Origin of the sequence: Stenotrophomonas lactitubi (assembly GCF_002803515.1) — a bacterium.
Taxonomy (GTDB): Bacteria; Pseudomonadota; Gammaproteobacteria; order Xanthomonadales; family Xanthomonadaceae; genus Stenotrophomonas; species Stenotrophomonas lactitubi.
In genome coordinates this window covers 2,267,195-2,287,579 of sequence record NZ_PHQX01000001.1, presented here as the reverse complement: position 1 = coordinate 2,287,579, position 20,385 = coordinate 2,267,195, and the positions used below count along the sequence as shown (strand labels likewise).

Here is a 20,385-nt window from a genome sequence, read left to right as displayed (position 1 = left end):
AGCTGCCGTACTGTTTCTGCCAGTCGCTCGAGTGACGCCTTCCGGCGTCTGCAGTCCCAGGCAATCGAAGTTGCCGCCGGGCATCCCGCCCGGCGGGTCGCAACCGCTACCCGGACACCGAGGATCAGACGATGCTTATTTCAGGCTCCATGGAAGGTGCTCAGGCGCCGGCCGAAGTGCTCACCCGTTGGTCTCCCCTGCGCGCGCTGCAGGGGGTGTTGGGCAGGCAGCGCCGCGCCACGGAGGTGGCCGAACAGCATCGGCGACACGTCGAGCTTGAGGCCCAGGTTGCTGCACTGCATCGGGTGCAGGCGGTCATCGAGTTCGCGCTCGACGGCACCATCCTGCAGGCCAATGACAACTTCCTGCAGGCAGTGGGATATCGCCTGGATGAGATCCAGGGCAGGCATCACTCCCTGTTCGTCGATCCTGAGGACGCGCGCAGTACCGGATACCGCGACTTCTGGGCGCGACTCGGCCGCGGTGAATTCGATGCAGGACAGTACCGGCGCTTCGGCAAGGGTGGGCGTGAGATCTGGATCCAGGCCTCCTACAACCCGGTGCTTGACCAGCACGGGCGACCATACAAGGTTGTCAAGTTCGCGACTGACATCACGGCGCAGAAGCAGCAGGCAGCCGAGTCGGCGGGGCAGCTGGCCGCCATCGATAAATCGCAGGCAGTCATCGAGTTCAGCATGGATGGCCGCATCCTCACGGCCAATGCCAACTTCCTGGCCGCCACCGGCTATACGCTGGAAGAAGTACGCGGCCAGCATCATTCGCTGTTCGTCGAGCCCGACTACCGGGCCAGTGTCGAGTATCGCCGGTTCTGGGAAAAGCTCGGCTCTGGCGAGTACGACGCAGGCCAGTACCGGCGGCTGGGCAAAGGCGGCCGCGAAGTGTGGATCCAGGCGTCGTACAACCCGATCCTCGACGCGGGCGGGCGGCCGTTCAAGGTCGTCAAGTACGCCACCGACATCACCGCGCAGGTGCATGAGAGCCAGGCCATGCAGCGTGCCGTGGCGCAGACGCGCGAGGTGGTGGCGTCGGCAAAGGAGGGCGACCTGACCCGGAGCATCGCCATGGCCGACAAGAGCGGCCCGATCGCCGAACTGTGCGGCGGCGTCAACGCGCTGGTCGAAGCAATGGCCGGAATCATCGGCCAGATCAAGTTCGCCGCGGACACCATTGCGGTGGGTGCGAGCGAAATCGCCGAAGGCAACAACGACCTGTCCCAGCGCACCGAGCAGCAGGCGGCGTCGCTGGAAGAGACCGCAGTGTCGATGAAGGGGCTGGCCGAGACCGTGCAGCGCACTGCGACCAACGCACGCCAGGCCAGCCAACTGGCGGGCGGCGCCGCCGATGTGGCCGCACGCGGCGGCCAGGTGGTACATGAAGTGGTCTCGACGATGGCGGTGATCAACGCCTCTTCGCGTCGCATCGTCGACATCATTGGCGTGATCGATGGCATTGCGTTCCAGACCAACATCCTGGCATTGAACGCGGCCGTGGAAGCGGCGCGTGCCGGTGAGCATGGTCGTGGTTTCGCCGTGGTCGCCACCGAAATCCGCGAGCTCTCGCAGCGCTCGGCGGGTGCAGCGAAGGAAATCAAGCAGCTGATCGATGCGTCGGTTGCCAACGTCGGCGCCGGAACGGCGCAGGTCGAGAGCGCAGGGCGGACCATGGACGAGATCGTGGTCGACGTGCGTCGGGTCAGTGACCTGATGACCGAGATCAGCGCCGCTGCGCAACAGCAGAGTGACGACATCCAGCAGATGAACCACGCAGTGGATCTGATCGACCAGGGCACGCAGCAGAATGCGGCGCTGGTGGAAGAGGCCTCAGCGGCCGCGCGCAGCATGGAGGAGCAGTCCTCGCAGCTGTTGCAGACGGTGGCAGGGTTCCGTGTGCACGCGGGCTCTGGTGCAGGGCATGGACATGGCGTGCATGCGCCGGCGCTGCGGGTGGTGTAGCGCGCAGGACCGCGCCGGCCTATGGGGCGGCGCGGCCTTCGCCCTGGCCGCCATGCAGCTGCGGGTGAGTGTGCGCATACATCCAGAAATCGCGCGGTTGCCCACGGACATGGCGATACGACTGCAGCAATCCCTCGCGTTGCATGCCTGCGCGTTCGAGCACGGCAATGGATCGCAGATTGCTGTCGAGTACGGTGGCCTGGATGCGCACGCAACCCAGTGCGGTATGCGCCCAGGCGATGACCGCGCGCGCCGCACCGGTCGCCAGCCCGCGTCCCTGCTGGTCAGGGGACAGGTCGTAGGCCAGTTCGGCGCGGTGGTGCTCGATGTCGATGTCGTTGAGGCCGACGGTGCCGAGCAGTTGGTCGCCGCTGTCGAGGATCGCCCAGCGGCGGCATCGCGTGCTGCGCGCATGGTCGACGATCTGCCGCTGCAGAGCCTCTACAGAGACATCGCCCCAGCTGGTGTGCTCGATCACGCCCGGCAGCGACAGGTAGTTCGACCAGGCGACAGCGTCCTGCGGGACCAGTTCGCGCAGGTGGGCCTGGAGCGCTGAGGGAAGGATTGGACTGGAGTGTGTTGCCATCGCTCGAGTGTCGGCGGCGTCGGTCGGGCAGGGCAAGACCGGAAACGACAAAGGCCAGGTCGTGGACCTGGCCTTTGATCGTGGTGCCGGTGAAAGGACTCGAACCTTCATGGGGTCACCCCCGGCTGATTTTGAGTCAGCTGCGTATACCATTCCGCCACACCGGCAGCAGCGGGCTAGTGTACCCGAGCTCGGCGGGTGTTCATAGAGGTGCGGGCGAACGGGGCCGAAATGGCGTTGAATTGTCGGTATCAGCTGGCTGCTGGCTATACTGGCAAGGCTTAACAGGCACAGGAGCGATAGCGCTATGTCAGCGTTGCAGGACCTGCGGGTGCTGGTAGTCGAAAACGATGAAATGAGTGCAGCCCTGCTGCAGATGCAGCTGGTGCAGTCCGGCGCTCTGGTCGTCGGCCTGGCCGCGTCCGTTGCCGAGGCGCTGCGCTTGCTGGAAGAGGCCGCCCCTGATGTGGCCCTGCTGGATTACCGCTTGGCCCACAACGAGACCAGCGAACCGGTTGCTGCGGCGCTGGCTGCGCGCGGCGTGCCGTTCGTGCTCGCCACCGGCATGGCCGCTGAACAACTGCCGGTCGCGATGCAATCCGGCGTGCTGCTGATCAAGCCCTACCTGTCGGCGGAACTCTCCAAGGCCTTGGTTCGCGCCGTTGGGCGTTCCAGCGCCAACGCCTGACCCAGCCGCTCAAGCGGCTTCTTCGTAGACGTAACGGATGTCCTCGCGGTCGTCGAGGATGGCGTACTGTGCAGCCAGGTTGTCCGGATCCGGGTTGAGCCATGCGTCCAGATGCTCGGCGCGGATCGGCAGTACACCCCGGTCATGGCCGGCAGCGGCGACATCGATTGATGGTGCATCGGTGATGGTGGCGAAAGACAGCAGGCGTCCTTCCGGACCGTCCCATTCGGCCCACAGGCAGGCCAGCAGCAGGTCGCGCGGCGGGTCGGGGCGGAATTCCAGCACTGCGTCCTGTGCCTTCTCGTCATTGTGCAAGGTGCGGCCGGCAATGGCGTGGCGAGGTACGTGTTCGTAGAAGGCCTGTACCACCACCACGCCATGGCGCAGTCCGAAGGCCCCGCGCCAATAGCCTTCCAGGCTGTCCCGTCGCGCATTGTAGGTGCCCGGGTAGAGCACATCGCTGCGCGCAGGCTTGTCCGGCAGCCGGCATTGATAGCGCATGGGTTTGATCACGCGCCGGCCATTCTCGCTGACCATCACCGGTGCATAGGTACCGGGGAAAATACGATTGTCACGTGGCAGCAGCTGTTCCCGATGCAGGTCGTCCAGCCGTGCCTGCGCGCGGTCGATGCGGTTGCCGGCAACGCGCAGGTCATTGCGCGCCTTCTGCGTGGGTCGGGTGGCCAGGGTCGCATTGGCGATGTCGCGACGTTCAAGCTGCCGTTCCAGTTCGGCCTGCAGCTGCTGCCGCTCCTGTGCATGCCATTGCTGGATCTTCGCCACGATGTCGCGGCCTAGTTCGGTACGCGCACCTGCAAATCCGTCGTCCATGGCTTTTGGCGTCTTCGGCCGTTTCTTGCCGGGATCATGCGCATAGAGTTCGGCGAATTCCTCCAGGGAGAGGACGGCGCCGAACTCGCGCACCAGCTTGGCGTAGTCGGCGCGGATCAGGGCGGAATAGCACATGGGACTCTGCCGGAAGATGGGTCGCAGCGGCTGCGACGTGGATGCGGCAGGATAGCCCGACCTTCCAGGAGACGTTGCATGAATGATCCACAGACGATCCAGTTCCGCGAGGCGGTGCCGACGGTCGAGGACTACTGCCAGCTGCGCGCATTGGCCGGCCTCAGCGCAAAGACGCATGAGGCGGCGACGCGGGCATTGCCCAACACCGTCTTCGGCGTCTGTGCCTACCAGGGCAGCGAGCTGGTAGCGATGGGCCGGATCATCGGCGATGGCGGTTGCCATCTGCAGGTCTGCGATATCGCCGTGCTGCCTCGTCTGCAGGGTCAGGGTCTGGGCAAGGCGGTGATGCAGCGTCTGAGCGACTGGATGCAGGGCAACCTGCCGCCGTCGGCGTACGTGAGTCTGTTGGCCGATGGCGAAGCGCATCGGCTGTATGCGCAGTTTGGCTTTGCGCCGACCGCGCCAGCCTCGATCGGCATGTATCGCCGGTTCTGAGGTGCGGTCACCGCGGAATCGCAGGCAAAGAAAAACCCCGGCCGAAGCCGGGGTTTCAAAGATTGGCGTCCCCACGGGGATTCGAACCCCGGTCGCCACCGTGAAAGGGTGATGTCCTAGGCCTCTAGACGATGGGGACGCACGAAAAACTTCAAGTTGTAGAACTTTCGACGGCCTAATGCCGAAAGTGGTGGAGCCAAGCGGGATCGAACCGCTGACCTCCTGCATGCCATGCAGGCGCTCTCCCAGCTGAGCTATGGCCCCATGAAACTTCGGATTCCTGCTGGGAGCAGGGTCCTTTTTGAAACTGGCGTCCCCACGGGGATTCGAACCCCGGTCGCCACCGTGAAAGGGTGATGTCCTAGGCCTCTAGACGATGGGGACGCACGAAAAACTTCAAGTTGTAGAACTCTCGACGGCCTAATGTCGAAAGTGGTGGAGCCAAGCGGGATCGAACCGCTGACCTCCTGCATGCCATGCAGGCGCTCTCCCAGCTGAGCTATGGCCCCGTGTTACCGAGCCGCCTATCATACCTGCCTGTTCACATTTGTGGAAGCTTTTTTTGAAGCTTTTTCATCGAACCGTTCATTGCCACAAGGGCAGGGAGCGTTCCGACGCCACAACCTGAATGCCGGTGGGCGGTGAACAAAAAAGACCCGGTTATCGGCCGGGTCCTCGTTGTTCATGATGAGTGGCGTCCCCACGGGGATTCGAACCCCGGTCGCCACCGTGAAAGGGTGATGTCCTAGGCCTCTAGACGATGGGGACGCAGATCTCATCAATGTTCTTTGCGACCTTTCGACGGCCTAATGCCGAAAGTATGGTGGAGCCAAGCGGGATCGAACCGCTGACCTCCTGCATGCCATGCAGGCGCTCTCCCAGCTGAGCTATGGCCCCACGTCGCTGAGGAGCGAAATAATAGCTGTGCCCCCGGGGGTTGGCAAGCGCTTTGTTGCACTTTTCTTCACGTAGCGCGCGCGGTGGCGCAGCTGCGTTTTCTGCATGCGGGCAGCACATGTGTCGATGCAGAAGCGAAGGGTTCAGCGGTCTTCCCCGGTCAGCGCTGCCAGGATCGGGCACTGGTCGAGGGCGCCATGTCCAGGGCAGGCATCGACCAGCTGGGAGAGCGCGCCATGCATGCGCTGCAGCTCTGCCATCCGCAGTTCGATGTCCTGCAGGCGTATTCGTGCGGTGTCACGCACGCTGCCCATGTCCTGCGGAGGATGGTCGCTGAGGGAAAGCAGTTCACCGATCTCATCGAGACTGAAGCCCAACGCCTTTGCCCGGCGGATGAAGCGCAGGCGTCGCAGGTCCTGCTCGCCGAAGATGCGGTAGCCACCTGCCGAGCGCGCTGCGGTGGGCAGAAGCTGCTGACGTTCGTAGTAGCGGACGGTATCGATGGGAACGCCGGCCTGACGTGCCAACTGACCAATGTTCACGGCGGACTCCTTGGGACCTGCCGTGCATAGTCATCCCTGGACTCTGGTCAAGAGTCAAGGCTTTGCCCGCGCCGCCTATTCAGCACACTTTGCAACTTTCTTCATATCCCCCAAGGCAAAGCAGTTCCTACCCTGCGCCTGAACCGGCCGCTCGACGGCCTGAACCGGAAGAGGAGGTGGGGAGTGGAGGGAATCAGGAACGAGGGATTCGTCGAGGTTGCGGTGGTTGAATACCCCGGAGGCGACCCGTCGGCTGCATCGGTGCTTGCCGAAATGGCACACGTCGCCAATCGTCTGGCACAGCAGCAGCGGCGGCCCTGCAAGCGGGTGCTGGTGACCCGCTGGATCGTGCCCGCCAGCAATACCGGCGTGCATCGCATCGCCGGTGCCGAGATGCTGGACGCGGCAATTCCTGCGGTGATCGCCTTGCCGGGGCAGGTCAGTTCCAGCACGTCGGTGCGTGCCGAGGACGTCCTGCTGGATTGGTTGCGGGCCCACTACGACGGCGGCAGCCTGCTGGCCGCCGCAGGTGAGGGGGTGAGTGTGCTGGCGCGGGCCGGTCTGCTGACCGGGCGTACGGTGTCCGGTCCTGACCTCAACCGCCATCCGGCGCTGCAGGTGCAGGTCGGCAGCTGGGCGCCCAGTGAGCGAGCACTCGTCGATGACGGCGATCTGCTTACCGTGGGCGGCGCCCAGGCCTGGCGCTTTCTTGGCTTGCGCCTGCTGTACCGGCTGCATGGCCAGGGCGTGGCCAGCGCGGTGGCACAGCAGTTGGGCATCGTGGTGCCGGTCGGCATCCAGCAGGATCTGGAGCGATTCAGTGCCAACTTCGCCCACGGCGACCGTGACGTGCTGAAGGCGCAGCGCTGGTTGCATACCACGGCTGCACGTGGGGCCACGCTGGGGGCGATCTGTGAGATCTCGGGATTGGAGCCGCGTACCCTGCAGCGTCGTTTCCTGAAGGCGACCGGGCTGCGGCCCATCGAGTATTGCCAGCGGCTGCGCGTGGCGAAGGCGCAGACGTTGCTGCAGCAGGGCGCCAGCATCGATGAAGTTGCCTGGGGTGTGGGTTACGCCGACCAGAGCGCATTCCGCCGGCTGTTCCTGCGCATTGTCGGCATGACGCCCGCCAACTATCGTCGCCACGTCAGCAGCAAACGCCGCGATCGTCCGCTGACGCCTGCTGTGGCCGGCAGCCTGCGGGGGCTGCGCGCCTCGCCGGGCACGCAGCTGGGTCGCAGCGCCGCTTGATGAACAAGGTTCAATGCGTCGTGCTTGCATCGCGGGCTCGACGCTTTGACCATGCGGGTCTGTGCAGGCAAGAGCGGGTGAGCTGATGTCGAGTGTTGGGCCGGTGCCGATGCCGGTGGTATTGATCCTGATCTTCCTGCTGCTGGCGATGGCCATTGCGCGGATCTGGTCGCGTGGTGAGCCTGGCCAGGTTCGGCCGCCCGCAGCGGGGATGGTGCTGGACATGTTGCTGGTTGGTCTGCTGTGTGGCCGGCTGTCGTTTGTCGCAGCGCATTTCAGCCTCTATCGTGAAGCTCCCTGGAGCGTGCTGCAGATTGCCGATGGCGGGTACCACCTTCCCGTTGTTGTTGGCGCTGGATTTGCCTGGGCGCTTTGGCGGCTGCGCAGGCAGCGCCCGTTGCGGGCGCCGGTGCTGGCAGGTGCGCTGGTTGGGTTGCTGTTGTGGGGCGTGGCAAGCCAGGGGCTCGCGTACTGGCAGGCAAAGCAGATGCCACTGCCCACGCTGCAGGTGGTCGACCTGCAGGGCAGGGCGATTGAACTGCAGACGTTTCATGGCAAGCCTCTGGTACTGAACCTGTGGGCCAGCTGGTGTGGCCCGTGCCGCCGGGAGATGCCGGTGCTGGCGACGGCGCAGCAGAAACATGCCGATATCCAGTTCGCCTTCCTCAACCAGGGCGAGACCCTTGTGGAGGTCCAGACCTTTCTTGCTGCTGAACACCTCTCGCTGGGCAACGTCCTGCTGGATGAGGCTTCGGCTGCGTCGACCACGCTGGACGTCCGGGCTTTCCCTTCCACGCTCTTCTTCGATGCGCAGGGGAGGTTGCAGGAACTGCATCTCGGCGAACTGACCCAGGCCGGTCTTGAACACAAACTGCGCCGGCTGCGGTAGCCTGCGCTGGCATCCCACTACGGAGTTTCCATGTTGTCGATTTCCCCGCGCATCGCGCATACGCTGATGCTGCCGGCCATGCTGGCGCTGGCTGCCTGCAGCCAGGCTCAGACCCCGACGGGCAAGGATGCCGCTGCACCGGCAACGGCTTCGGCATCGGCGGCCGCCAAGAAGGGCGAGTTGCCGGCTGTCCTGAAGGGCATCGAGAAGCATGGCTTCGAGGTGGTCTCCGAATTCGATGCGCCGGGTGGCCTGCGCGGCTTTGCCGGCATGGTCGGCGGCCAGCAGCCGGCGGCGGCTTACGTGACCGCCGATGGCAAGCACGTGCTGGTGGGCAGCCTGTTCGACGCCGAGGGCAACGAAGTTGCAGCCGAGACGCTGGAGAAGCTGGTTGCCGCGCCGATGTCGGCCAAGATGTGGAGCAAGCTTGAAACCAGTGCCTGGGTACGCGATGGCAAGGCTGATGCGCCGCGCGTGGTGTACACCTTCAGTGATGCCAACTGCCCTTACTGCCACAAATTCTGGGAGGCTGCACGCCCCTGGGTGGACGCAGGAAAGGTGCAGTTGCGCCACATCATGGTCGGCGTGATCCGTGAGGACAGCCCGGCCAAGGCGGCGGCGATCATGGCCGCACGCGATCCGAGTGCGGCACTGCTGGAGAACGAGCACCAGTTCGATCGTGGTGGCATCAAGCCGCTGCCCAACATCAGCCGGGAGATCGCAGCCAAGCTGGATGCCAACCAGGTGCTGATGGTGGAGATGGGCTTCCAGGGCACGCCGGGCATCCTGTTCCAGGATGCACAGGGCCAGGTGCAGCGACGTGCTGGCCTTCCGCAGGGCAACGATCTGCAGGCGGTACTCGGCCCGCGCTGAGGCACCTCGACATGCTGTTTTGAGCAACAGGCCCGCACGGCAACGTGTGGGCCTGTTGCTTTCTGCGACAGTCCCGGCGATGAGGGCTGCGCACGTCACGAACAGATGTCACGTCTGAATCGTGACTGACATCAAGCATTTCGCTTTGATCCCAATCAAGGCCAAAAACGACAATCGAACTAGCCTTGGCGCATGGAATACAGCGTCACTGCGCTATGGATGTCGCACACGTCATGCCCTGCAGAGGGCGTGCGCGCAATGCCATTCACGACATTCTCACCCAGCGCTTGTTACCCAGTCCGCTGCGGTCGCCACCCCTTCGGCAGCACTGCTGCAGTGGGAACGACTCCGGCGCAGTGTTGGCAATCGGGACAGTGTCATTGCCCTGTTGCCTGCAACGTGCAGGCTGGCAACGGTCGTCCACGCAGTACCCGCATTTCCAGCAACGGCTCGTTGAGGTCGGGGCCGCGCACGCGCGCTGCACGGCCGGGCAGCGGGAGTTACAGTCCAGGGAGGATGCAATGCGCTTGGCGGTACTGAGTCTGGGGTGTCTGGCGGCGATGGCCGCGATGCCGTTGCATGCACAGGATGATGCGCAGGCATTGCGTCGGGAGATCGACGCGATGCGGCAGACGCTGCAGGGTATGCAGCAGCGTCTGGACCAGCTTGAACGACGCGAAGAGCATGCAGCTGCGGCTCCCGTTGCAGCGTCGTCGCCGATGCCCGCTGCAGCGCAGGCGACCATGAATGTGCCAATCACCAGCGGCATCCTGCACCCTACCCAAGTGCCTGGCGTGGCGCCTCCTGTGCTGCCACAGCGTGAATCGGTGGCCGATCCTTCAACGGCAGCCTCGCGTCCAGACAGCGCCGCCGGCCCCACCGATCCGGATCTGAAAGGCTTCTTTGCCATTCCCGGCACCGACACCGTGATCCGCATTGGCGGCTATGCCAAGCTCGATGCGATTGCGGATTCGCGCGGGGCGGGCGACGAGGATCAGTTCATTCCCTCGTCGATGCCGGTGGGCGGCAATCATCGCGACGTCTCGAACTTCAACATCCACGCCAAGCAGACGCGTTTCAGCTTCGAGGCGCGGCGTCCAACCACGCACGGCAACCTGCGCTTCTATCTGGAGAATGATTTCTTCGGCAGCAGCGATGGCTATGAATTCCGCCTGCGCCATGCCTACGGCCAGCTGGGCAATACCTACGCAGGCTATGGCTATTCCAGTTTCATGGATCCGGACAGCCTGCCCGACACGCTGGATTTTGCTGGCCCCGGCGGCGCCGGCTACCTGCTGGTGGCCGGTATCCATCACAGCTTTGCGCTGGGCAAGGGCAACACCCTGACGCTGGCCGCCGAAGACCCGGACACCGAGCTGGCCGGCGCCAGCGACGCGATGGCGGCGGTCAATCGACTGCCGGATGTGAGTGCCATCGCGCGCATGGAGCGCGACTGGGGCCATCTGCAACTGGGCGTCGTGGCACGCAATCTGGCCTACGACGGCGATACCCGTCGTGACCGCGTCTTTGCCGGTGGCGCGCAGCTCAGTGGCTCGGCCTCGGTGGGGGAACGCGATCTGCTGCTGTTCGGCGCGCTGGGCGGTCGCGGCCTGAGCCGCTACACCGCCGATCTCACCGGCTCCGGCCTGGATGCCGTGGTGGATGCCGATGGACGCATCGATGCGCTGGACCTGCACGGTGGCTTCGTCGGCTACACCCATTACTGGTCGGATCTGTGGCGCTCGAACCTGATCTACGGCCAGCTGACCCTGGAGCGCAATGCGGCGCTGCCGACCGATGCATTCCGGCAAAGCCGCTACGGCGTGTTCAACCTGATCTGGAGCCCGGCTCCGTCGTGGACGATGGGCATGGAGCTGCTGTACGGCCGCCTGCAGCAGCAGGGCGGAGCGCGCGGCGACACGGTCCGGGTGCAGGGCAGCCTGCAATACAACTTCATCAAGTAGGCGCCAGCGGCAGCACGCCAGCGTAGCCATTCCCCACGCCCGGGTTCACCGGGCCCATGCCAGGTACAGGAGATTGTCATGGCAGAAGCAAAGAAAATCGGGGTGGTCGGAGCCACCTTCCTCGTCGCCGGCAACATGATGGGCTCAGGGGTGTTCCTGCTGCCCTCCAGCCTGGCCAAGATTGGTACCGCCTCGATATGGGGTTGGCTGATCACCACCGCCGGGGCGCTGCTGCTGGCGTTCGTGTTCGCCAAGCTCGGCAAGCTGGCACCCAAGGCAGGCGGCCCGTATGCGTACGCGCGCGATTGGTTCGGGCCGTACATGGGCTTCCAGACCAATACCATCTACTGGTTCGCCAACTGGATCGGCAACGTGGCCATCCCGATCGCGGCGGTGGGCTACTTCAGCTATTTCTTCCCGATCCTGTCCGAGCCGCTGGTGCGCTGCATCGCGGTGCTGATCCTGGTGTGGGCGCTGAGCTTTGCCAACATGATCGGGCCAGCATTCGTCAGCCGCGTGCAGACGGTCACCACCAGCTTCGCGCTGGTGCCGATCCTGGGCATCGCCATCTTCGGCTGGTTCTTCTTCGATGCCGACATCTTCAAGGGCGCCTACAACGTGTCCGGTGAGTCCAACTTCGGTGCGATCTCCAGCGCGGCGGCACTCACCCTGTGGGCGTTCATCGGCGTGGAGTCGGCGTCGGTGACCGCCGGTGTGGTCGAGAATCCGGAGAAGAACGTGGCCCGCGCCACCCTGGCCGGTGTGTTCCTGGCCGCCATCGCCTACATCGCCAGCTCGTCGGTGATCATGGGCATGGTGCCCAACGGTGAACTGCAGACCTCCGACGCGCCGTTCGCACTGGCAGCGGCCAAGGCCGTGGGCGGCTGGGGTGGTGCGCTGGTCAGCCTGTGTGCCTTCGTCGGCGCCGCCGGCTCGCTGGGCGGCTGGATCCTGCTGACCGCGCAGAGTGCCAAGGCAGCGTCCGATGATGGCCTGTTCCCGAGCATCTTCAGCAAGACCAACAAGGACGACGTGCCGGTCAAGGGCGTGCTGATCGTGGCCGTGCTGATGACCCTGGCGGTGCTGGTGACCTCCACCTCGAAGACCGCCTCGGCCCAGTTCGACGTGATCACCTCGGCAGCGGTGGTGCTGACGCTGCTGCCGTACATCTACTCGTGCGTCGCCTGCTATTTCGTGGTGGAACGTTCGCACACGCTGGTGCACACCGGTGCGTTCTGGACCCTCACCAGCCTGACGGTCGTGTACTGCCTGTGGGCGATCTATGGCTCGTCGGGAACGATCGTGCAGTACGCCTTCCTGTTCGTGCTGTTCATCACTGTGTTCTATCCCTTCTTCAGCGAGGAGCGTCGCCAGCAGCGGCAGCGTTCCCGCGAGGCGGCGGCGATTTCGGCCGGCGCGCAGCGTTCCTGAGTTAGACAAGGAGAATCAACGTGTATTTCAAGTCCCTGGATTATCCGGTCATCGTCATTGATGGTGACTACGATTCGCCGCGCATCGGCGGCATCCTCATCCGCGCGCTGGTGGAAGAACTGCGCAGCAATGACCAGCGCGTGCTGTGCGGCCTGAACCTGGATGACGCCCGTGCCGGTGCCCGTACCTACGTGGCCGCTTCGGCGGTGCTGATCTCGATCGACGGCAGCGAGGAGGTCGATGGCGAGTTCCAGCGCCTGACCGCCTTCCTGCGCGAACAGAGTGCGCGCCGCGCCAATCTTCCGGTGTTCCTGTATGGCGAACGACGCACCATCGAGAAGGTGCCGAGCAAGCTGCTCAAGTACATCCACGGCTTCATCTTCCTGTTCGAAGATACCAAGAGCTTCATCTCGCGGCAGGTGATGCGAGCAGCCGAAGACTACATGCAGAACCTGCTGCCGCCGTTCTTCAAGGCGCTGATCCATCACGCCGCCGAGTCGAACTATTCCTGGCATACGCCGGGCCATGCCGGTGGTGTGGCCTTCACCAAGTCACCGGTCGGGCGCGCCTTCCACCAGTTCTATGGTGAGAACACGCTGCGCAGCGATCTGTCGATTTCAGTGCCGGAACTGGGCTCGCTGCTGGACCACACCGGCCCGATCAAGGACGCCGAGAACGAGGCAGCACGCAACTTCGGTGCCGACCACACCTTCTTCGTCACCAACGGTACGTCGACGGCCAACAAGATCGTGTGGCACGGCACTGTGGCCCGCGGCGACGTGGTGTTCGTTGACCGGAACTGCCACAAGTCGCTGCTGCATTCGTTGATCATGACCGGCGCGGTGCCGGTGTATTTCACGCCCAGCCGCAATGCACACGGCATCATCGGCCCGATCAGCCTGGACCAGTTCACTCCGGAAGCACTGCAGCAGCGCATCGCCGCCAATCCGCTGGCCAGCCAGGCCTACCAGGCCGGCTCCAAGCCGCGTATCGCGGTGGTGACCAACTCGACCTACGACGGCCTGTGCTACAACGCCGAGAAGATCGCTGAGGATATCGGCAGCGCGGTCGACTTCCTGCATTTCGACGAGGCCTGGTATGCCTATGCCGCATTCCATCCGTTCTATGAAAATCACTACGGCATGGCCAAGGGCAAGCCGCGCGAGCAGGATGCGATCATCTTCACCACGCACTCCACCCACAAGTTGCTGGCGGCGTTCTCGCAGGCCTCGATGATCCATGTGCGCAACTCGGCCAGCCGTGACCTGGATGCCGAGCGCTTCAACGAAGCGTTCATGATGCATACCTCGACCAGCCCGCACTACGGGGTGATCGCAGCGTGTGATGTGGCCTCGAAGATGATGGAGGGCGATGCCGGTCGTTCGCTGGTGCAGGAAATGCATGACGAAGCGATCGCTTTCCGCCGTGCGATGCTGCACGTACGCGACGATCTGGGCCGTGATGACTGGTGGTTCAGCGTGTGGCAACCGACGAAGGTCGAGCGCAGCCTGGACAAGGGCGATACGCCGGCGCCGCTGGTGGCCAAGCGCGAGGAATGGTACCTGCAGCCCGATGCGCATTGGCACGGGTTCGAGAACCTGGTCGATGACTATGTGCTGATCGATCCGATCAAGGTGACCCTGCTGACGCCGGGCCTGTCGATGGACGGCAGCATGGGCAAGCTGGGCATCCCGGCTGCAGTGCTGAGCAAGTTCCTGTGGGGCCGCGGCATCACCGTGGAGAAGACCAACCTGTACTCGGTGCTGTTCTTGTTCTCGATGGGCATCACCAAGGGCAAGTGGAGCACGCTGGTTACCGAGCTGATGGCGTTCAAGGAGCTGTATGACCGCAACGCGCCGCTGAGCCAGGCCTTGCCGTCGCTTGCCGCCGATTACCCCCATGCCTATGCCGGCTGGGGCCTGCGTGACCTGTGTGACGCGTTGCATGCGTTCAACCAGGAGTTCGCGGTGGCCAAGGTGATGCGCGAGATGTACGTGGACCTGCCGACACCGGTGATGACCCCGGCCGATGCCTACAACCACCTGGTGAAGGGCGAGATCGAGCGGGTCGACATCGAGCAGGTCAGCGGCCGTATCGCTGCGACGATGCTGGTGCCGTACCCGCCGGGCATTCCGACGATCATGCCGGGCGAGCGCTTCGGCGACCGCGACGAGCCGATCATCCAGTCGCTGCGCATCGCCCGCGAGCAGAACGCGCGCTTCCCGGGCTTCGAGTCGGACGTGCATGGCCTTATCATCGAGCGCGATGGCGACGTGCCGTCCTACAAGGTGGAGGTGCTGAAGGCCTGAGCCGGTACGGTCGGCCCTTCGGCGAACGATGGATACCGCGCGCGAGCAACGCATCCTGAAGTTCTCGATCGGGGTCACCGTGGCGGTCAGCGCGGTCGGCTTCATCGGTGGCCTGCTGGTGGGATCGCAGGCCATCCTGTTCGACGGCATCTACAGCCTGGTTGACGTAGCCCTGACCCTGGTGTCGTTGTCGGTGCTGCGGCTGGTGGCGCGGGAACACAGCCCGCGCTTCCAGTACGGCTATTGGCATCTGGAGCCGATGGTCGAGGCGCTGGGCGGAGTGATCCTGTCGCTGGCCTGCGTGTACGCGCTGGCCAACGCGGTGATTGGATTGACCACCGGCGGGCACGAAGTGAAATTCGGGCCCGCCCTCTGGTGGGCGGTGCTGCTGAGTGCCAGCAACCTGGGCATGGCCGCGTTCGTGGCCCAGCGTGCCCGCAGGTTGCAGTCGGCATTGCTGTGGCTGGATGTGCGTGGCTGGCTGCTGGGTGGATTGATGAGCCTGGCGGTGGTGCTGGCCTTCGTGTTGGCGCTGGCGTTGCACGGTGGGCAGTGGCACCACTGGGTGCCGTATCTGGATTCGATGGTGCTGGCGCTGATCAGCCTTGCGGTGTTGCCGGTGCCGGCGCGCAGTGCGTGGAAGGCCATGCGGGAAGTGCTGCAGGTGGCACCCGATGACCTGGACGAGCGTGTGCAGCAGGTGATGCAGGCATTCGTGGCCGAGCATGGCTATGCCGGCTTCACCAGCCATGTCGCGAAGATGGGGCGCATGCGGTTCATCGAGATCCACATCCTGACCTCGCCGTCGACGCCGCTGGGCACGGTGGGTGAGGTGGATGCGATGCGCGATGAGATCGCGGTGCGGATGGACGCGCGAAGCAGCACGTTCTGGCTGACGATCGATTTCACCGCGGACCCGGCATGGACCTGATGTTGTTGCAGCCGATCGTTGCATGCGGTGAGCCGCTCTGTTGCATGCAATAGGTTTGACCTCAACAGCAGTTGAGGTAGCAGACTGCCTCGCATTCCCCACGAGGCATGCGGTATGAACCTGCTGACCACTCCGGACTTCAGCCATGGCCTGCTGGATCTGTTCGATCCCCCTGGCCTGCACGATCCCAGTGCCAACGGATACTCGCACGTGGCGGTGGTGCGACTGCCAGCGCGGGTGATCCATATCGCTGGGCAGGGTGGTGAAGATGATCAGGGAAACCTGTCACCCAGCTTCGAGGAGCAGGTGTCGCAGGCACTGGACAATCTGCAGACCGCGCTGCGCTCGGCCCATGCGGATCTGACCGATGTTGCGCGACTGCGGATCCTGGTGGTCGACCACGATGAGGATCGCCTGGGCATCATCGCCCGGCAGGTGCGGCGGCGCTGGGCCAATCGCCCGGCACCGACCTGCACGCTTATTCCGGTGCCGCGGCTGGCGTTGGACGGAATGCTGTTCGAGATCGAGGCCGAGGCCTACAGCGCCTAGCGCAGGTAGTACTCCACCGGCACCACCAGTTCCTGCGGAGCTGGCAGCTCTTCTGGAATCCGCGGCAGGGGCTGCGCGCGCCGGAATGTCTGCAGCGCACTTTCATCCAGCATCGGTTGTCCGCTGGGCTGCTCGAGGCGCAATGCCAGCAGGTGGCCTTCACGGCTGATGCTGGCCCTGACCCATGCGGTGCCCTGCTGGCGCCGCGACCTCGCTACGGCGGGGTAGTAGCGGTAACGCTCCAGCCGCGCCATCAGGCGGGCTTCCCACTGGTCGCTGGCGGCGCCGGCCTGGAAGTCCGCCGGTGGTGCGTCCGGGGCGGGCGGTGCGGCCGTGATCGATGCCGGTGCGGAACGGGCATCGGTCGCGGCCGCTGGCGGGGCCACGGGCAAGGGCTGGTGGCCGTCGCCATTCTTCTCGCTGGCGGCGAGGTTGCCTTCGGGTGCCGCCATGGCGCGTGGCGGCGGGGGCGCTTTGCGTGCTTCGGCCGCCCGCGATTGCTGCGCCTGGCTGGGGCGCTCGGCCTGCAGTTCTTCCACCGGCTGCGGTGGTGTGGCCGGTGCCAGCAGGCGCAGGCTGATGCGCACGTCCTGTTCGGGAGGCGGTGGCAGCGGCGGAGTGGACACCCAGTGGACGAACAGCAGCAACGGCAGCAGGTGCAGGCCGACGCTGATCGTCACCGCTTGCCAGTGCTGCCGACGCTCACTCATCGCCGACCACCCACAACAGATCAGCGTCATCTCTCGCCACATCTTCGTCGACTGAGGCCAGCGCGATCACCAGCGCTGGCGCAGAGGTTGGCAGATAACCGGGTACGCCCGTGCCACGCAGCACATGCCAGCGGCCGGCGACGAGCAGGGCGGGTGCCGGCGACTGCATCAGCACCCGTGCCATCCGCGTGTCCCGCGCGTGCTGAACGGCGAGCATGCCGTCGAGCATGGGCGCAGCGTCGGCGTGCTGGGCCAGCACCACTGCTGACAACCGTTGCCGCGCGCCGTCGGCCGGGAACACCACCTCGGGCGATGACGCCAGCAGCGTATTGACTTCAGCGCGCGACAGGTTGCTGCCCTGCAGGCGGATGCCGCTATCGGTGGCGATCTGTACCAGTCCGCCATAGCGTGTCCAAGGCCAGCGGGGATCCCAGTCCAGCAGTTCGGCCAGCCGTTGCGGTTCTGCCCGGTTGCCCTTGTCCAGCCAGCGCTGCACACGCTGCAGTCGCGGCTGGCGTTCGCTGGCGATCATCTCCAGCACCAGCGCGCCCTGCGGACGCCGCTGCTGCAATGCCTGCAGCAGCCAACGTTCGGCGTCATGGTCGGCATCGATATCGTGACGCTCGCCGAGCAGCACGCGCTCGGCGGCAGCAACCCGCTGCACGAAGGCAGCCTGGTCGAGCTCCTTGCCACTGGCCAGGTCGATCACCTTGCCGGGCATCGGCTGCGCGCTGGCTGCCGCCGCCAGCGCGATCAGACCCAGCCCCAGCCAGCGCCGGCTAGAACGCCACATTGACGCCCACCGAGACGGTACGGCCACGGCCGTTGCCGCGGTCCAGGATCGGGCTGAAGATGCTGTCGATGGAGGCGTTGTTGTCATAGGCCTTGTTCTGCAGGTTTTCGATGTTCAGCCACAGCGTGGTGTTGGCCTGTGGCTTGAAGCTGGCATAGAAGTCCAGCAGCACGCCGGTGCCGCCGGTCTTGCGGGTCTGGAAGAAGTCGTAACCCTCTTCGGTGGGGCCGGAGTACTCGGCGCGCACACCGGCCTGCAGGCGCTGCTGCCACCAGCGGCCGCCGACATCCAGCGTCCAGTAGCGGTCGGGCAGGGCGGTGATGTCTTCCAGGTTGACGAATTCGATGGCCGGCGCGCTGGTGCGCGAGCGGGTCCAGCTGAGGGTGGCGTGGTAGTGCTCGCTGGCGTAGTGCGCTTCCAGTTCGAGGCCGCGCATGCGCACCACGCCGGGATGGTTCATCCAGCGCGTGGTGGTGCTGAAGTCGTCCACGTCCAGGCTGTCGGTCCACGCGTTGAGCTGCGGGTCGCTGTCGATCGGCACCACGAACGGTTCTACTTCCGGCGGGTGCACGATCAGCAGGTACTGCGGCTTGATGTAGTCGCGGATGCGGTTGTCGAAGCGGGTCAGGCGCAGCTGCGCCAGGTCGCCGTCGACCAGCAGCGAGCTGGCGCTGAGGTTGGCGCCGAACTGCAGGTTGCGCGAACGTTCGCGGCGCAGGAAGGGGTTGGCGCCGACGCCGTCGGCATCGCTCATCCCTTCCAGCGGGATCTTCTCGAAGAACATTTCCTGCACGCGCGGCGGCCGCGAGGTGCGCGAGACTTCGGCAAACAGCTGCATCCAGTCAGTGGCCTGCACCGACAGTGAGAGGCTGGGGCTGAGCGCATGCTGGGTGCGATCGACGTCGATGCCACCACCTCCGATCTCCAGGCATTGCCCAGGCACATCCGAGCAGGTGGGGACGTGGCCGCGGATGTTGTAGCGGTCCTGGCGCAGGCCCGCCGACAGTGCGTAGGTGTCGTACTGCAGCTCCAGCGTGGTGAACACGCTGTCGAGTTGGCTGCGCCCTTGTGGGTTGGCGCCACGCAGGGTGGGGGTATCGGCAACGAAGATGTCCGACTGGTGCTTGATGCCGGTGTTCCAGCGAGCCTGTACGGCGCCGATGTCGAAGCGGCTGGTGTTGTCCACGTTCCAGCTGCTCAGGCTGCTGTGGGTACGCCGGCCGATGTAGCTGGAATCTTCCACGGGCGGATAGAACAGCCGAGTCTTGTTGGCGGCGAAACTGGCGCGCAGGTCGATCCACGGCGAGTAGGGCGTGTAGTGGTAGCTGGCGCGCTGGTTGCGAGCGGAAATCTGCCACGGATAGTTGTGGTAGAAGTCGTTTTCATAGCGCATGTGGCTCAGGTCCAGGCGGTGCTGGTCGCTGGGCTGCAGGCGCGCCTTCAGCAGCCAGCTGCTGGGTTGCTGGCTGCCGGGGTCGGCGCTGTTTTTCTGGCCACGGGACGTTGCGTATTCACTGCTGCGGCTGCTGCTGGCTGCTGCCAACAGGCCGAACTGGCGATCGCCGCCGTCTTCGCTGTGGCGCCAGGCGCCGGCGAAGGTACGTCCGCTGCCATAGCCGTTGTTGCCATGCCGGTAGCCTGCACGCAGGCCCCACTTGCGGCCGTCGGAGACCAGGTCTTCGATGTCCAGGGTGCGGAAGTTGGCACTGCCGGCCAGCGTACCGGCACCGTCGCCACCGCTGACCGCGCCGCGCTGAACGTCGACGCCTGCCAGCAGGAACGGGTCTACATAAGCGAATGGGCCGCCCGAGCCATGGCCGGCGTTGTTGCGGAAGGTCTGGGTGACGCCGTCGATCATGGTGTTGACCCGGCCTGCACCTGCCATGCCGCGGATGTTGACCTGCAGGCCGGGCTGGCTGCGCGAGTGGAAGCTGTGCGTGCCGGGCATCGAGCGCAGCAGGCTGTTGCCGTCCTGGCGCTCGGCCATGGCGACCCGTTCGCTGCCGATCTTCGGCGCGAAGCCATCCTGCGTGGCCGGAATGTACTGGCTCGCCCCGGTACCCGGAGCAATGGCATGGGCAGTGCGCCCCTGCACGCGCAGCGGGCCGGTCTGGCGGCTGCCATCGTCGGTGCTGGCTGGCGCCGATTCGAGGGTGGCACGGCGTGCATCGATGAAGTGCGCGCGCAGGCCGCTGCCGGCCAGCAGCCGTGCCAATGCCTGGGTGTCGTCGAAATCCCCCTGCAGGGCGGGTGCGCTCTGGTTGGCCGGCAGGGCACGGCCGATCACCAGATCGACGCCGCTGAGGCGGCTGTAGGCGTCCAGCGCGGTGACCAGCGGCTGGGCGGCAATATCGTAGCGGCGGGTTGCGCTTGCCTGCGCCTGCGCTGTGGCAGCAAGCACGGGGGCGATACCGGCGCAGGCAAGAGACAGCGCAAGAACAAGGGGGCGGTGGGACAGCATCGTGGGCTCCAGGGAGTGACGCAGTGCGTCGTCACCCTGGGAAGACGCAGCAGCGGCCCGGATGTCAGGGTCGATGC

17 protein-coding genes and 7 tRNA genes are annotated in these 20,385 nt (G+C 65.1%); 11 read left to right on the top strand and 13 right to left on the bottom strand.

What is annotated here, in order from left to right:
* The first annotated feature begins 131 nt into the window (after positions 1–131).
* On the top strand, positions 132–1,973 hold the full coding sequence (locus tag CR156_RS10760) for a methyl-accepting chemotaxis protein (RefSeq protein WP_100552853.1): 1,842 nt from the start codon (positions 132–134) through the stop codon (positions 1,971–1,973).
* Positions 1,974–1,992: 19 nt separating this feature from the next.
* Here CR156_RS10760 and CR156_RS10755 read toward each other — a convergent pair whose 3' ends face one another.
* Both CR156_RS10755 and CR156_RS10750 read right to left on the bottom strand, forming a co-directional pair.
* A complete protein-coding gene (locus CR156_RS10755) occupies positions 1,993–2,559 on the bottom strand; it encodes a GNAT family N-acetyltransferase (RefSeq protein WP_100552852.1) in 567 nt (188 codons plus the stop codon).
* A gap of 81 nt (positions 2,560–2,640) precedes the next feature.
* Positions 2,641–2,726, bottom strand: a tRNA-Leu gene (locus tag CR156_RS10750).
* 140 nt (positions 2,727–2,866) lie between these two features.
* On the opposite strand from CR156_RS10750, the gene CR156_RS10745 reads away from it, so the two are divergent.
* Positions 2,867–3,247, top strand: a complete 381-nt coding sequence (locus CR156_RS10745) for a response regulator (RefSeq protein ID WP_100460341.1) — start codon at positions 2,867–2,869, stop codon at positions 3,245–3,247.
* A 9-nt stretch (positions 3,248–3,256) separates the two neighbouring features.
* Here CR156_RS10745 and CR156_RS10740 read toward each other — a convergent pair whose 3' ends face one another.
* Positions 3,257–4,213, bottom strand: a complete 957-nt coding sequence (locus tag CR156_RS10740; RefSeq protein WP_165780989.1) for an SOS response-associated peptidase family protein — start codon at positions 4,211–4,213, stop codon at positions 3,257–3,259.
* A gap of 78 nt (positions 4,214–4,291) precedes the next feature.
* Between CR156_RS10740 and CR156_RS10735 the strand changes: the two genes are divergently transcribed.
* On the top strand, positions 4,292–4,708 hold the full coding sequence (locus tag CR156_RS10735) for a GNAT family N-acetyltransferase (protein WP_100552850.1): 417 nt from the start codon (positions 4,292–4,294) through the stop codon (positions 4,706–4,708).
* Positions 4,709–4,771: 63 nt separating this feature from the next.
* Here the strand turns inward: CR156_RS10735 and CR156_RS10730 are convergent.
* From CR156_RS10730 to CR156_RS10700, 7 genes are all read right to left on the bottom strand, one after another.
* Positions 4,772–4,847 (bottom strand) — tRNA-Glu (locus CR156_RS10730).
* A gap of 49 nt (positions 4,848–4,896) precedes the next feature.
* Positions 4,897–4,972, bottom strand: a tRNA-Ala gene (locus CR156_RS10725).
* A gap of 44 nt (positions 4,973–5,016) precedes the next feature.
* Positions 5,017–5,092: transfer RNA gene (locus CR156_RS10720), tRNA-Glu, on the bottom strand.
* Positions 5,093–5,141: 49 nt separating this feature from the next.
* Positions 5,142–5,217: transfer RNA gene (locus CR156_RS10715), tRNA-Ala, on the bottom strand.
* A 183-nt stretch (positions 5,218–5,400) separates the two neighbouring features.
* Positions 5,401–5,476, bottom strand: a tRNA-Glu gene (locus CR156_RS10710).
* A 53-nt stretch (positions 5,477–5,529) separates the two neighbouring features.
* Positions 5,530–5,605, bottom strand: a tRNA-Ala gene (locus tag CR156_RS10705).
* A 143-nt stretch (positions 5,606–5,748) separates the two neighbouring features.
* Positions 5,749–6,147, bottom strand: a complete 399-nt coding sequence (locus CR156_RS10700; RefSeq protein ID WP_089235984.1) for a MerR family transcriptional regulator — start codon at positions 6,145–6,147, stop codon at positions 5,749–5,751.
* 183 nt (positions 6,148–6,330) lie between these two features.
* Here CR156_RS10700 and CR156_RS10695 point away from each other — a divergent pair, with 183 nt between their 5' ends.
* The 8 genes from CR156_RS10695 (at position 6,331) to CR156_RS10660 (ending at position 16,344) form a co-directional block, all read left to right on the top strand.
* Positions 6,331–7,398, top strand: coding sequence for a GlxA family transcriptional regulator (locus tag CR156_RS10695; RefSeq protein WP_100552849.1), 1,068 nt, complete (start codon positions 6,331–6,333; stop codon positions 7,396–7,398).
* An 85-nt stretch (positions 7,399–7,483) separates the two neighbouring features.
* Entirely contained in the window at positions 7,484–8,287 is an 804-nt protein-coding gene (locus tag CR156_RS10690; protein WP_100552848.1) for a TlpA disulfide reductase family protein, read from the top strand.
* Positions 8,288–8,317: 30 nt separating this feature from the next.
* A complete protein-coding gene (gene dsbG / locus CR156_RS10685) occupies positions 8,318–9,160 on the top strand; it encodes a thiol:disulfide interchange protein DsbG (protein ID WP_100460336.1) in 843 nt (280 codons plus the stop codon).
* 521 nt (positions 9,161–9,681) lie between these two features.
* Positions 9,682–11,124 carry a DcaP family trimeric outer membrane transporter gene (locus CR156_RS10680; protein WP_100552847.1) on the top strand — a complete coding sequence of 481 codons (1,443 nt, stop codon included), beginning with the start codon at positions 9,682–9,684 and terminating at the stop codon, positions 11,122–11,124.
* A gap of 78 nt (positions 11,125–11,202) precedes the next feature.
* Entirely contained in the window at positions 11,203–12,555 is a 1,353-nt protein-coding gene (gene adiC / locus CR156_RS10675) for an arginine/agmatine antiporter (protein ID WP_099821496.1), read from the top strand.
* Between the two features lie 20 nt (positions 12,556–12,575).
* Complete coding sequence (locus CR156_RS10670) at positions 12,576–14,864, top strand: Orn/Lys/Arg family decarboxylase (protein WP_100552846.1); 2,289 nt, start codon at positions 12,576–12,578, stop codon at positions 14,862–14,864.
* Between the two features lie 28 nt (positions 14,865–14,892).
* The gene (locus tag CR156_RS10665; RefSeq protein ID WP_100552845.1) at positions 14,893–15,795 is read left to right on the top strand and encodes a cation diffusion facilitator family transporter; all 903 of its coding nucleotides are present in this window, start codon (positions 14,893–14,895) and stop codon (positions 15,793–15,795) included.
* Positions 15,796–15,909: 114 nt separating this feature from the next.
* Positions 15,910–16,344: a RidA family protein gene (locus tag CR156_RS10660; RefSeq protein ID WP_049464364.1), complete on the top strand. Its 435-nt coding sequence runs from the start codon at positions 15,910–15,912 to the stop codon at positions 16,342–16,344.
* Here CR156_RS10660 and CR156_RS10655 read toward each other — a convergent pair.
* From CR156_RS10655 to CR156_RS10645, 3 genes are read right to left on the bottom strand one after another with little or no spacing between them, the layout of a single operon-like run.
* On the bottom strand, positions 16,341–17,054 hold the full coding sequence (locus CR156_RS10655) for an energy transducer TonB family protein (protein ID WP_100552844.1): 714 nt from the start codon (positions 17,052–17,054) through the stop codon (positions 16,341–16,343). The genes CR156_RS10660 and CR156_RS10655 overlap by 4 nt on opposite strands.
* Positions 17,047–17,847 carry a ChaN family lipoprotein gene (locus CR156_RS10650; protein WP_100552843.1) on the bottom strand — a complete coding sequence of 267 codons (801 nt, stop codon included), beginning with the start codon at positions 17,845–17,847 and terminating at the stop codon, positions 17,047–17,049. The genes CR156_RS10655 and CR156_RS10650 overlap by 8 nt, the downstream gene beginning before the upstream one ends.
* Positions 17,834–20,308: a TonB-dependent receptor gene (locus CR156_RS10645; protein WP_100554141.1), complete on the bottom strand. Its 2,475-nt coding sequence runs from the start codon at positions 20,306–20,308 to the stop codon at positions 17,834–17,836. The genes CR156_RS10650 and CR156_RS10645 overlap by 14 nt, the downstream gene beginning before the upstream one ends.
* Positions 20,309–20,385: the final 77 nt, after the last annotated feature.